This window comes from Mesorhizobium sp. M0060, assembly GCF_040323155.1.
In the GTDB taxonomy this organism is placed as follows: Bacteria; Pseudomonadota; Alphaproteobacteria; order Rhizobiales; family Rhizobiaceae; genus Mesorhizobium.
This window is the reverse complement of sequence record NZ_JAMYUP010000001.1, coordinates 129,924-143,243: the sequence shown is the minus strand read 5'-3', so window position 1 is coordinate 143,243 and position 13,320 is coordinate 129,924. Positions and strand designations below refer to the sequence as shown.

11 protein-coding genes are annotated in these 13,320 nt (G+C 63.4%); 7 read left to right on the top strand and 4 right to left on the bottom strand.

Translation table 11 applies throughout. The features are described 5' to 3' along the window. The first annotated feature begins 121 nt into the window (after positions 1 to 121). Positions 122 to 610, top strand: a complete 489-nt coding sequence (dps, locus tag NKJ94_RS00730; protein WP_352522494.1) for a DNA starvation/stationary phase protection protein Dps — start codon at positions 122 to 124, stop codon at positions 608 to 610. A 9-nt stretch (positions 611 to 619) separates the two neighbouring features. Here dps and xdhC read toward each other — a convergent pair whose 3' ends face one another. From xdhC to uraH, 4 genes are all read right to left on the bottom strand, one after another. Further along, complete coding sequence (gene xdhC / locus NKJ94_RS00725; protein WP_352522757.1) at positions 620 to 1,609, bottom strand: xanthine dehydrogenase accessory protein XdhC; 990 nt, start codon at positions 1,607 to 1,609, stop codon at positions 620 to 622. Positions 1,610 to 1,685: 76 nt separating this feature from the next. After that, positions 1,686 to 4,037: a xanthine dehydrogenase molybdopterin binding subunit gene (gene xdhB, locus NKJ94_RS00720; RefSeq protein WP_352522493.1), complete on the bottom strand. Its 2,352-nt coding sequence runs from the start codon at positions 4,035 to 4,037 to the stop codon at positions 1,686 to 1,688. Beyond that, entirely contained in the window at positions 4,037 to 5,518 is a 1,482-nt protein-coding gene (gene xdhA / locus NKJ94_RS00715; RefSeq protein ID WP_352522492.1) for a xanthine dehydrogenase small subunit, read from the bottom strand. Before xdhA ends, xdhB begins: the two co-directional genes overlap by 1 nt. Before the next feature lies 1 nt (position 5,519). Beyond that, on the bottom strand, positions 5,520 to 5,894 hold the full coding sequence (uraH, locus tag NKJ94_RS00710) for a hydroxyisourate hydrolase (RefSeq protein WP_352522491.1): 375 nt from the start codon (positions 5,892 to 5,894) through the stop codon (positions 5,520 to 5,522). A 173-nt stretch (positions 5,895 to 6,067) separates the two neighbouring features. Between uraH and puuE the strand changes: the two genes are divergently transcribed. From puuE to NKJ94_RS00680, 6 genes are all read left to right on the top strand, one after another. After that, entirely contained in the window at positions 6,068 to 7,501 is a 1,434-nt protein-coding gene (puuE, locus tag NKJ94_RS00705; protein ID WP_352522490.1) for an allantoinase PuuE, read from the top strand. Between the two features lie 63 nt (positions 7,502 to 7,564). Continuing rightward, the gene (locus NKJ94_RS00700) at positions 7,565 to 8,413 is read left to right on the top strand and encodes a bifunctional allantoicase/(S)-ureidoglycine aminohydrolase (RefSeq protein ID WP_502895989.1); all 849 of its coding nucleotides are present in this window, start codon (positions 7,565 to 7,567) and stop codon (positions 8,411 to 8,413) included. Then, a complete protein-coding gene (locus tag NKJ94_RS00695; protein WP_352522488.1) occupies positions 8,410 to 8,913 on the top strand; it encodes an ureidoglycolate lyase in 504 nt (167 codons plus the stop codon). Before NKJ94_RS00700 ends, NKJ94_RS00695 begins: the two co-directional genes overlap by 4 nt. Next, complete coding sequence (locus NKJ94_RS00690; protein WP_352522487.1) at positions 8,913 to 9,506, top strand: nucleoside deaminase; 594 nt, start codon at positions 8,913 to 8,915, stop codon at positions 9,504 to 9,506. The genes NKJ94_RS00695 and NKJ94_RS00690 overlap by 1 nt, the downstream gene beginning before the upstream one ends. Positions 9,507 to 9,590: 84 nt before the next feature. Then, the gene (locus tag NKJ94_RS00685; RefSeq protein WP_352522486.1) at positions 9,591 to 11,576 is read left to right on the top strand and encodes a CocE/NonD family hydrolase; all 1,986 of its coding nucleotides are present in this window, start codon (positions 9,591 to 9,593) and stop codon (positions 11,574 to 11,576) included. 155 nt (positions 11,577 to 11,731) lie between these two features. Further along, on the top strand, positions 11,732 to 13,318 hold the full coding sequence (locus NKJ94_RS00680) for an ABC transporter substrate-binding protein (RefSeq protein WP_352522485.1): 1,587 nt from the start codon (positions 11,732 to 11,734) through the stop codon (positions 13,316 to 13,318). Positions 13,319 to 13,320: the final 2 nt, after the last annotated feature.

The window sequence follows — 13,320 nt, the reverse complement described above, 5'->3', positions numbered from 1 at the left end:
GATCGTCGTTTTGGGATGCTGTGCCGCGCGGCGATGAGGGCGTCTGCGCGCATGTTCGATTGACCTTCCACAAACTCGCCCTCTTTGAACCACGCGGACGCAACCGCCACAGGAGCCGATCATGGACGCCATCGCCACCCGCAACGACCTGCAATCCAACGCCAAGAAAGAGTGTATCGATCTTCTCAACGCCCGCCTCGCCGACGCCATCGATCTGGCGCTGATCACCAAGCAGGCGCACTGGAACGTCAAGGGGCCGCAATTCATCGCCATCCATGAGATGCTCGACACGTTCCGCGACGAGATCGATGGCCATGTCGACACCATTGCCGAGCGCGCCGTACAGCTCGGCGGCACCGCGCTCGGCACATCGCAAGAGGTGTCGAAGGCGACCATGCTCGAGGCCTATCCGACCGACATCCACAAGACCAGGGATCATCTGGCAGCGCTGATCGACCGCTATGCCGCGACAGCCAAGCGGGCACGCGCGGCGATCGACGAGGCGGCGGGTGCGGGCGACGCCGACACCGCCGACATCTTCACCGCCTATTCGCGCTCGCTCGACAAATTGCTGTGGTTCCTAGAGGCGCACACGCAGGAGAAGGAATAAAAGGAAACGTCAGCCGGCCATAGCCCCGCCATGAGGGGCTCTGGACGGAGTGGCCGAGGGCGCAGCATGGGCGGCCAACACCGTCATGATCTGGGCTGCGGCGAGTGCGGCGATCACCTGCGGGCGCTTGTCCTTGACGGCATCGCCGCCGATCGGCGAGACGAGGCGGGCAAATTCCGCCTCGCTTCCGTCCGCCGACTTCAGGAACCAGTTCCGGAACGTCGCCTTCTTGGTCCTGGAACCGATCATGCCGACATAGGCGGCATCCCGGCGTTTCAGCGCCTCGGCGACGATCAGGAAATCCAGCGCGTGGTCGTGGGTGAGGACGACGAAGGCGGAGCCGGCCGGGGCCCTGCGAACAATCGCCTCGGGCATCGGCGTCAGGCTTGTTTCGACCGTGCCCGGCATGCCCTCCAGCGCCTCGGCTCGTGTCTCGACAACAACGACATGCACCGGCAGCAAAGCCACCGCCGATGCCAGCGCCTGGCCGACATGGCCGCCGCCGAAGATGTAGACATGTGGCAGCTGCGCCTCCTCGGCTTCCGCCGCCGCAACCAGCTCGGCCTCAAGCGCCGCGTCCACCAGCCGGATCAGCACTTCCACCCGACCGCCGCAGCACTGGCCGATCTCCGGCCCGAGCGCGATGTCGAGCGTGGCGCGGATATCCCTCCCCCTTGAGGGGAGGGTGGCGGCGAAGCCGCCGGGTGGGGTCGCCGCGGCAGTGCTCGACGCTCTGGCGGTGCCTTCTGAGACGACCCCCTCTGGCCGCTTCGCGGCCATCTCCCCCTCGAGGGGGGAGAAAAGCATCTGCCGCGCCTTGTCGATCGCCATGTATTCGAGCTGGCCGCCGCCGATCGTGCCGAAAGTGGCCGATCCAGAGACGAGCATGAAGGCGCCCTTTTCGCGCGGCGTCGAACCTTTTGTCCCGGCGACCTCGACCACTGCGATGCGGCCGGCGCTGGCAAGAAAGATTTTCAGGCTTTGCACTCTCGCGTTCATCATTCGCATTCCCTATCGGGAAAATATAGAGTTTTTCGGCCTGAATTGCACGCTTTCCGGGATTCCGAGGCCGGGTTTAGGTGCCGGTCTTGGCTTCCCGCTTCAGCCGTTCGATCGCCATCAGCACACGCTCCGGCGTAGCAGGCGGGTCGAGGCGCGGACAGATCTTGTGGCCGGCAACGCTCGCCACTGCGTCCGAGAGGGCATGCAGCACCGACATTGCGAGCGGAAAGGGCGGCTCGCCGACCGCCTTGGAGCGGTGCACCGTCGGCTCGCCTGCTTCCGCCCAGTCGGCCAAAGTCACGTTGAAAATCTTCGGCCGGTCCGAAGCGAGCGGGATCTTGTAGGTCGACGGTGCATGGGTGCGCAGCCGCCCCTTGTCGTCCCACCACAGTTCCTCCGTCGTCAGCCAACCCATGCCCTGGATGAAACCGCCCTCGACCTGGCCGAGGTCGATGGCGCGGTTCAGCGAGCGGCCGGTTTCATGCAAGATGTCGGTGCGCTCGACGATGTATTCGCCAGTCAGCGTGTCGACCGAGACTTCCGAGCACGCAGCCCCGTAAGCGAAATAGTAGAAGGGGTGGCCCTCGCCCTTGTCGCGGTCCCAATGGATTTTCGGCGTCGTGTAGAAGCCCGCCGCCGAAAGCTGGATGCGCGCCATGTAGGCCTGCCTGACGAGATCGGCGAAGGCGATCTCCTGGTTGCCGATGCGCACCCGGTTGGGCAGGAACAGCACCTGGTCGCGCGGCACCTGGTATTTCTCGACGGCAAAATCGGTCAGCCGGTCCTTGATTTGCCGGGCGGCGTTCTGTGCCGCCATGCCATTGAGGTCGGAGCCGGACGATGCGGCAGTTGCCGAGGTGTTCGGCACCTTGCCGGTCGTCGTGGCGGTGATCTTCACCTGGTCGAGGTCGATCTGGAATTCCTCCGCCACAATTTGCGCCACCTTGACGTAGAGACCCTGTCCCATTTCGGTGCCGCCATGATTCAGATGCACCGAACCGTCGGTGTAGACATGCACCAGCGCGCCGGCCTGGTTGTAATGGGTGGCGGTGAACGAGATGCCGAACTTGACCGGCGTCAGCGCCAGTCCGCGCTTGATGAAGCGGCTATTGGCGTTGAATGCATCGATGGTCCGGCGACGCCTTGCATAGTCGGAACTCGCCTCCAGCTCGGCGACAATGCGGTGGATGACGTTGTCCTCGACCGTCTGGTGGTAGGGCGTGATGTTGCGGTCGCCGGTGCCGTAGAAATTCTTCTTGCGGATTTCGAGCGGGTCTTTGCCGACGGCAAAGGCGACCTCGTCGATGACGCGCTCGGCGCCGACCATGCCTTGCGGACCGCCGAAGCCGCGAAAGGCGGTGTTCGACACAGTGTTGGTGTAGAGCGGCGCCGATTGCGCGTGCACTGCCGGCCAGAAATAGGTGTTGTCGCAATGGAACAGCGCACGGTCGGTGACCGGGCCCGAGAGGTCGGCCGAGAAGCCGCAGCGCGCCGCGAACATGAAATCGACGCCGAGAATATTTCCATCGTCGTCGAAGCCGACCTCGTAATCGACCAAAAAGTCGTGGCGCTTGCCGGTGGCGATCATGTCGTCGTCACGGTCGGGCCGGATCTTGACGGCGCGATGATGTTTCTTCGCAGCGATAGCAGCCAACGCCGCAAACTGATTGCCTTGCGTTTCCTTGCCGCCGAAAGCGCCGCCCATCCGGCGGATTTCTACCGTCACCGCATGGCTCGGCACACCGAGCGCATGGCTGACCATGTGCTGGATTTCGCTCGGATGCTGGGTCGAGGAATAGATGGTGACGTCCTGGTCCTCGCCCGGAATGGCCAGGGCGATATGGCCCTCCAGATAGAAATGCTCCTGGCCGCCGATGCGCATCTGCCCTTTGAGCCGGCGTGGTGCTTGTTCGATGGCGGCTGCGGCATCGCCGCGCTTCAGGGTCAGCGGCGGAGTGACCAGCTTGTCTTTCCGGGGATCGAGGTCGCCAATATCGGCGACGAACGGCAACTCCTTGTATTCGACCTTGGCCAGCCGTGTGGCGCGGCGCGCCTGCTCGCGGGTTTCGGCGATGACGCAGAAGATCGGCTGGCCGAAGAATTGAACCCTGCCGTCGGCCAGCACCGGCTCGTCGTGACGGCCGGTCGGCGAAATGTCGTTCTCGCCGGGCACGTCGCTTGCCGTCAGCACGTCAATGACGCCGGGGGCAGTGCGCACCGCCGACAGATCGATTTTCGTGATGGTGGCATGCGTAGCATTGGAAAGCCCGAGGCAGCCATGCAGCGTGCCGGCCGGTTCCGGCATGTCGTCGATATAGACGGCTGTGCCGCTGACATGCTTGTGGGCGGAATCGTGCCGCTGGTCGGTGGCGACGCCGCCGGCGATTTTTTGCGCCTTGAGGTTGGGGGTGGCATGCTTGTTCATCACGCCGCCTCGTGCCGTGACACCTGGGCAGGCGCCCTGGTGCCGCTGGTGTCGACAAAGAAGCGCAGCAGCAGGTTGCGCGCCGCCAGCGCCCGGTATTCCGCGCTTGCCCTCATATCGGTCAGCGGGGTGAAATCGCTGGCGTACTCGGTCATCGCCGCCTCGACCGTCTCTTCCGTCCAAGGCTTGCCAAGCAATGCCTTTTCCACGCCAAAGGCCCGCTTCGGCGTTGCCGCCATACCGCCATAGGCGATGCGCACATCCGCCACCGAGCCGTCCGCTGCCAGCGTCAGGGAAAACGCGCCGAGCGCAGCCGTAATGTCTTCGTCGCGGCGCTTGGTGATCTTGTAGACGGCAAATTTCGTCTCGCTGTCCGGCACCGGAACATGCACGGCCTCGACGAATTCGCCGGGCTGCCGGTCCTGCTTGCCATAGGCGATGAAAAAGTCCTCCAGCGGGATCGTCCGCCGCTTGTTGCCGCGGCGCAGCGTCAGTTGCGCGCCGAGCGCGATCAGCGGCGGCGGCGTGTCGCCGATCGGCGAGCCGTTGGCGATGTTGCCGCCGATCGTGCCCATGTTACGGACCTGATCGCCGCCGATGCGGTCGAACAGCGGCCCGAGCGCCGGGACGCGCTTCGAAAGCGTCGCGAAGGCTTCGCTGTAGGTGACACCGGCGCCGATCGAAATGATGCCCTTGTCCTCGGACATCCCGCACAGCCCATCGAGATTGCCGATGAAGACCGCCGGCGAGATGTCGCGCATGTGCTTGGTAACCCAGAGGCCGACATCGGTCGAACCGGCGACGATGGTGGCACTTGGCTCCTTGTCGAGCACGCTGGCCAGATCGTCGGCATTGGCCGGCACGATCAGCCGTTTATTGCCGGAACCGATCTCGATGCGCAAACCGTCCTTCATCGCTTCGAGCTTGGCTGTGACTGCCTCGCGCTCGGCCGCCAACGGGTCCTTGGCGACCTTGCCGTAGCTGGAGATGGCGCGCGCCGCGCGCATGATCGCCTCATAGCCGGTGCAGCGGCAGAGATTGCCCTGCAGCGCCTTTTCGATCGCCGCATCCGACGGCTCCGGCGACCGCATCCACAGCGCATAAAGCGACATGACGAAACCCGGCGTGCAAAAGCCGCATTGCGAGCCGTGGAAATCGACCATCGCCTGCTGCACGGGGTGCAGTTTTCCTGCGTCGCCGCGCAGATGCTCGACGGTCACGACATGAGTGCCGTCGAGCGAGCCGAGGAAGCGGATGCAGGCATTGACGCTTTCATACACCAGCCTTCCGGCCGAGAGCCTGCCGACCAGCACCGTGCAGGCGCCGCAATCGCCCTCGGCGCAACCTTCCTTGGTGCCGCGCAGCGAGCGGTCGAGCCGCAGCCAGTCGAGCAGTGTCTGGTCGGGCGCAACCGCGCTGAGCGCGACGTCCTCGTCATTGAGAATGAATCGAATTTCGTTGCGTGTCTTGATCCCAGCCATCTCAGCTTCCCCGGTAGGTCGAATAGCCGTAGGGTGATAGGAGCAGCGGCACATGATAGTGTACCGGCTCGGCCATGCCGAAGCGGATCGGCACATGGTCGAGGAAGGCCGGTTCCGGCAGTTTCGTCCCCTGCCGGCGCAGATAATCGCCGGCCGCAAAGACCAGCTCGTATTCGCCGGTGCGGAATTCCGCGCCGGCAAGCAAAGGTGCGTCGCAGCGGCCGTCATCGTTGGTGACGACAGTCTTCAGATGCGTCCGCACCTGGCCGTCGATATGATAGAGCTCGATCGACAGGCCTGTCGCCGGCCTGCCGGCTGCGGTGTCGAGCACATGGGTCGTCAGGCGCCCGCCTTCGGCTTTCGACGTTTCCGCCACTGGCTGCTCCATTCCCTGCACCGTCGAACACTATTCATGAATTGTGCGCCAATTAAAGGCGATGCATAAGTCCCGGTCGAGCGGAGCACGACAAAAACACTTTCAAAAATTTCGGGGGAATGCGCAGGCACTCCTTTCGACTATCCTGATCACAATTTCCGGCAGGAGCGAGAATGCGTTACGAACGAGACATGCGCGGCTACGGAGCCAACCCGCCGGATCCGAAATGGCCCGGCGGCGCGCATGTCGCGGTGCAGTTCGTCGTCAATTACGAGGAAGGCGGCGAGAACTGCGTCCTCCACGGCGATAAGGCTTCGGAGGCTTTCCTGTCGGAGATCGTCGGCGCGGCGCCCTGGCCCGGCCAGCGCCACTGGAACATGGAATCGATCTACGAATACGGCGCCCGCGCCGGCTTCTGGCGATTGCTGCGCCTGTTCAGCGAGGCACAAGTGCCGGTCACCTGCTATGGCGTCGCCACGGCCCTGGCGCGTTCGCCCGATCACGTCGCGGCGATGCAAGAGGCCGATTGGGAAATCGCTTCGCACGGGCTGAAATGGATCGACTATCGCGACCACGCGCCAGAAGACGAGCGCCGCGATATGGAGGCGGCGATCCGGCTGCACTACGAAGTGACAGGCGCGCGGCCGACCGGCTGGTACACCGGCCGCACGTCGATCAACACGGTGCGGCTGGCGGCGGAAGAGGGCGGCTTCGAGTATGTGTCGGACACATATGACGACGAACTGCCCTACTGGTTCGAGCACGTGGCGCCGGACGGCACGGCGAAACCGCAGCTGATCATCCCCTATACGCTCGACGCCAACGACATGCGCTTTGCTACGCCGCAGGGCTTCAACTCGGGCGACCAGTTCTTTGCCTATCTCAGGGATAGTTTCGATACGCTCTATGAAGAGGGCAAGGCAGGGCGGCCGCGCATGATGAATATCGGCCTGCACTGCCGCCTGGTTGGGCGGCCGGGCCGGGTCGCGGCGCTGAAGCGCTTCATCGACTACGTCAAATCGCATGACAAGGTCTGGCTGGCACGGCGCATCGACATTGCAAAGCACTGGCAGCAGACGCATCCGTTTCGGTTGCCGGCGCTGCGCCCGTCGAAAATGGAATTCGAGGCCTTCGTCCACACATTCGGCGGCGTTTTCGAGCATTCGCCGTGGATTGCCGAGCGCGCCTACGAGCTGGAGCTCGGCCCGGCGCATGACAGTGCCGGCGGCCTCCACAATGCGCTCTGCCGTGTGTTTCGCGCGGCCAGCAAGGCCGAGCGGCTCTCCGTGCTCAACGCCCATCCCGACCTTGCCGGAAAACTGGCGCAAGCCAGAAGGCTGACGGCCGAATCGACGAGGGAACAGACCTCGGCCGGGCTCGATGCGCTGACCGACAAGGAGCGCGAGCTGTTTTCAAAACTCAATGCCGCCTACGTCACCAGTTTCGGTTTCCCCTTCATCATCGCGGTGAAAGGCAAGACCAAGGCGGAAATCCTGGCCGAGTTCGAGGCGCGTATCGGCAACAGCCGCAGCCTCGAATTCGAAACCGCCTGCAGACAGGTCGAGCGCATCGCGCTGCTTCGCCTGAAGGATATGCTTCCGCAATAGGCCTTTGGCTTCGCAATAGGCCTTGGCTTCCGCAATAGGCTTGAACTTATGGATATGATGAAAATGGCCGAGCGAACCTACTACGCGCCGCAGGGCGGCCACCCCGGCCAGAGCGAATTGCTGACCGGCCGTGCGGTCTTCACCGAAGCCTATGCCGTCATCCCCAGAGGCGTGATGCAGGACATCGTCACCAGCGCCTTGCCCTTCTGGGAGGGGACACGCGTCTGGGTGCTGTCGCGGCCGCTGTCGGGCTTTGCCGAGACGTTTTCGCAATATATCGTCGAGGTCGCGCCGGGTGGCGGCAGCGACCGGCCTGAACCCGATTCCGGCGCCGAAGGCGCGCTGTTCATGGTCGAAGGCGAGCTGAGCGTTTCGGTTGCCGGCAAGAAGCATGTGCTCAGGCCGGGCGGCTTCGCGTTCCTGCCGCCGGCCATCGGGTGGACGGTTCGCAACGAAAGCGGCGCGGCTGTCCGCTTCCACTGGATCCGCAAGGCTTATGATGCAGTCGACGGCATCGATACGCCGCAAGCGTTCTTCGCTAACGAACAGGATATCGCGCCGACGCCGATGTCCGGAACCGAGGGCCGATGGGCGACGACGCGCTTCGTCGATCCGGCCGACATGAGCCACGACATGCATATCACCATCGTCACCCTCGAGCCGGGTGCCGTCATCCCGTTTGCCGAGACGCATGTCATGGAGCACGGGCTTTATGTGCTGGAGGGCAAGGCGGTCTACCGCCTCAACCAGGACTGGGTCGAGGTCGAGGCAGGCGACTATATGTGGCTGCGCGCCTTCTGCCCGCAGGCCTGCTATGCCGGCGGCCCGGGCAAGTTCCGCTATCTCCTCTACAAAGACGTCAACCGGCACGCCAAGCTCGGCAGCGCCGGCGTCGCAAGGCGTACGCCATGACCCGCATTGTCGCGCGGCCACTGACCCGCGAGAATTTCGCCGAGTTCGGCGACGTCATCGATAGGGGCGGCGACAACCATTATCCGATCAACGGCGGCAAGGCCGAGCGCTACCACGATCTCGCCACCGCTGAAGCACGAGGCCCGAATGCGCGCGTGCTGATCTCGATGGTGCGTGGCACGCCCTATGATTTTCCGTTGAAGCTCACCATGGTGGAGCGTCACCCTTTTGGCAGCCAGGCCTTCATCCCGCTGTCGCCACGGCCGTTCCTGGTCGTCGTCTGCCATGATGGCGAGGAAGGCCCTGGCGAGCCGCACGCCTTCATCACCGCGCCCGGACAAGGCGTCAACTACCCGCGCAATCTGTGGCACGGCGTGCTGACGCCGATCGGCGATGTCCAGGATTTTGTGGTCGTCGACCGCGGGGGCGACGGCTCCAATCTCGAAGAGTGTCATTTCTCGCACCCTTACGAAATCCATCTTCCCGACGGGATTAGGTGATGACCGACATATCGCTGATCGACCGACTGCTCGACGTCATCGAGCACGACATCGTGCCGAAGACCGCCGAAGGCGTCGTCCATGGCAACAAGCTGTTCGGCGCGGCGATCCTGCGCAAGGACGACCGCTCGCTGGTGCTTGCCGAAACCAACAACGAGACCGAAAACCCGCTCTGGCACGGCGAGGTGCATTGCCTGAAGCGCTTCTACGAAATGCCGAAGGCCGAGCGCGTCGACACCAGGGACGCTATCTTCCTCGCCACCCACGAGCCCTGCTCGCTCTGCCTGTCGGCGATCACCTGGACCGGCTTCGACAATTTCTACCATTTGTTCAGTCACGAGGATTCGCGCGACAGCTTCGCCATCCCGCACGATTTGAAGATCCTGAAAGAGGTCTTTACCCTCGATCCCGGCGGCTACAATGCCGAGAATGCCTATTGGAAGAGCTTCTCGATCCGCAGACTGGTGCGATCGCTGCCCGATGCCGAGCGGGAGCGGCTGGAAGCGCGGATCAGCGCGATCTCCGCAATTTACGACGAGCTCTCCACTGCCTATCAGGCGAGCAAAGCGGAAAACGACATACCGCTGAATTGACGCGGATTGACCAGCCGAATTCGTTGGCTGGCCCACGACGACGTCCTGCGGACTCCATCATCTGGCGGTCCTGGAGCCTGCCGCATGAAAACCATCACTGAATTCCCCCGAGAAGTCGTAGAGTTCCCGGACGTTGGCATCGTCATGCCGGACGGCTGCCGGCTGTCGGCGCGGGTGTGGATGCCAGCCGACGCCGCCGACGATCCGGTGCCGGCAATTCTCGAGCACCTGCCATATCGCAAGCGTGACGGCACGACCTATCGCGATCAGCTGACGCATCCCTATTTCGCCGGCCACGGCTACGCCTCGATCCGCGTCGACATGCGCGGCAACGGCGATTCCGAAGGGCTGATGGACGACGAATATTCCGAGCAGGAATTGCAAGATGCTTGCAATGTGATTGCCTGGGCGGCGGCGCAGCCGTGGTGCAACGGCAATGTCGGCATGATGGGCATTTCCTGGGGCGGCTTCAATTGCCTGCAGGTTGCGGCGATGCAGCCGCCGGCGCTAAAGGCGGTGATCAGCCTGTGCTCGACCGTCGACCGCTATGCCGACGACATCCACTATAAGGGCGGCTGCCTGCTGATCGAGAATTTCGGTTGGGCCTCGACCATGCTGTCCTATTCGTCGCGGCCGCCGGATCCGCTGCTGGCCGGCGACAACAGATGGCGCGACCTGTGGCTGACCCGGCTGGAGAACCAGCCTTTCCTGGCGCCGCTATGGCTGAAGCACCAGCATCGCGATGCCTATTGGAAGCGCGGCTCGGTCTGCGAGGACTATTCCGCCGTTCATGCCGCGGTGCTGTCGATCGGCGGCTGGCATGACGGCTATCGCAATACGATTTCCCATCTCGCCGCCAACATCGAGGCACCGGTCAAAGGCATCGTCGGCCCGTGGATCCACAAATACCCGCATTACGCCGCGCCCGAACCGCGCATCGGCTTCCTGCAGGAGGCGTTGCGCTGGTGGGACCGCTGGCTGAAGGACATCGACACCGGCGTCGAGGCCGACCCGGCCTACCGCGCCTATGTCATGGACAGCGTGCGCCCGGCGCGCTGGCATCCTGAGCGGCCGGGCCGCTGGGTCGCAGAATCGGAATGGCCGTCGCCCACTATCAAGACGCAAGAGGTTGAGCTTATCCCTGAAGGCAGCGAGCCCGCCATCGTCGCTTCGCCGCAAAGCTGCGGCCTTGCCGGCGGCGAATATTTTCCCTTCACCTTCGGCCCGGAATTGCCTGGTGACCAGCGCCCCGACGATGCATTCTCGGTGTGCTTCGACCAGCCGGTGCTCGCCGAAGCGGTCGACATTGTCGGTGCTCCAGAAGTTCTGGTCAGGCTCTCGTCGGACCGGCGCCAGGCGAACATCGCGATCCGGCTGTGCGACGTGCATCCCGATGGCGCATCCGAGCTGATCTCCTACGGCGTGCTCAACCTGACGCACCGCAACTCGCACGAGTTCCCGCAAGCGCTGGTGCCGGGCGAAACCGTCAGCGCCCGGGTGGTGCTCGACCAATGCGCCTATCGCGTGCCGGCCGGCCACCGCATGCATATTGCCGTTTCGAACACCTATTGGCCGATGATCTGGCCATCGCCGGAGCCGGTCCGGCTCGAACTGTCGGCCGCGATGCTGAAGCTGCCGTTGCGCCCGCTGGCGCAGGGCGATGAAGTGACGTTTCCCACGCCCGAGGCCGCCACTCCCTGGGCAACGGAGACGGTCCGCGCCGCGAGCTCCGAACGTCATGTCGATCGCGACGAAAAGACCGGAATGATTACGCTTTCCATCGTCGACGATTTCGGCGAGGTGCGCGATCTGGCGCATGGCCTTGCCAATGGCAGCATCGCGAGAGAGACATGGACGATCCATCCTGACAATCCGCTGTCAGCGTCGGGCCAGACGCATTGGACCCAGACGCTGTCGCGAAATGGATGGTCGGTGCGCACCGAAACCTTCGCCGAAATGCGGTCCGACGCGCAAAGCTTCATGGTTAGCGCCAGAATCGAAGCCTACGAAGGCGAAAAACTGGTTTTCGAGCGCAATTTCGAGGAGAAAATCCCGCGCGCACTGGTTTGAGCGCTTATAGCGATTGGTCCAATTGCGACGCACGATTTACGCCACGGCATGTCGCATTCGGTCTTGCTTACCGCTTTCCCTTACGGTCATTATTCTCCCGATAAGAAATGAGAAAAACGACCATAAGGTCGGACCAACAGAGTGAGGAACTCAACATGTCTAACGAACTGGAATATCTGAGCCGGCGCGTTGCGTCCGGCAAACTGAGCCGTCGTGATTTTCTCGGCCGGGCGGCAGCGCTCGGCGTCACGGCAACCTTCGCCAATTCGCTGCTTTCCGGCGCAGCACGCGCGGCGGGTCCGGTCAAGGGCGGCACGCTCAAGGCCGGCCTGGTTGGCGGCGAGTCCACCAACAGCCTCGATCCGGCCCTGTTCATGACGCAGGTGCCGTTCGCCTTCGGCAAGATGTGGGGCGAACTGATCGTCGAGCTGTCTCCCGAAGGCAAGCTCGAGAACCGTATTGCCGAGGAGATCGGCTCGTCGGACGACGCCAAGACCTGGACGCTGAAGATCCGCGATAGCGTCGAGTTCCACAACGGCAAGACGGTGACCGCAGAGGACGTGGCCGCCACGCTCGAACGCCATTCGGACGAGAAGTCGAAATCCGGCGCGCTCGGTTACATGAAGGGCATCGAGAGCATCAAGGCCAGCGGCAAGGAAGTCGTGCTGACGCTGAAGGAGCCGAACGCCGACCTTCCCTATCTGCTCAGCGACTACCATCTGATCGTCCAGCCGAATGGCGGCAAGGACAAGGCGGATGCCGGCATCTCGGCCGGTCCTTACAAGGTCACCACCAACGAGCCCGGCGTGCGCCATGGCGGCGAGCGCTTCGCCAATTACTGGCAGGGCGACAAGATGGGCCATGCCGACCAGATAGAGATCATCGTCATCAACGACGCCAGCGCGCGCACGGCGGCCCTGCAGGGCGGCCAGGTCAACATGATCAATCGAGTCGAGCCGAAGATCGTCGATCTGATCAAGCGTCTGCCCGGCGTCACCATCCGCAACCACGCCGGACCCGGCCACTACGTCTTCATCATGCATTGCAACACGGCCCCGTTCGACAACAATGATTTGCGGATGGCGCTGAAGCTGGCGATCGACCGCGAGGAGATGCTCGACAAGATACTCAGAGGCTATGGCTCGCTCGGCAACGACTTCCCGATCAATTCGGCGTATCCGCTCTTCACCGAGATCGAGCAGCGCAAATACGATCCCGACAAGGCTAAGTTCCATTACAAGAAGTCGGGCCATGATGGTGCCGTTCTGCTCCGGACATCGGATGTCGCCTTCCCCGGCGCTGTCGACGCCGCACAGCTGTTCCAGCAGAGCGCGGCCAAGGCCGGCATCAAGCTGGAGATCAAGCGCGAACCGGGCGACGGCTATTGGTCGGAAGTCTGGAACAAACAGCCCTTCTGCGCTTCTTACTGGGGCGGTCGCTCGACCCAGGACCAGATGTACTCGACCGCCTACCTGTCGACGGCGGACTGGAACGACACGCGTTTCAAGCGTCCGGATTTCGACAAGATGGTGCTGGCTGCCCGCGCCGAACTCGACGAAGCCAAGCGCAAGGCAATGTACCACGACATGGCTGTCATGGTGCGCGACGAAGGCGGCCTGATCCTGCCGATGTTCAACCAGTTCATCGACGCGACGGGCGCCAAGGTTGCCGGCTGGGTGGACGATCCGCATCAGGAGCTGATGAACGGATACGCTCTGGCAAAGTGCTGGCTCGAAGCCTGAGC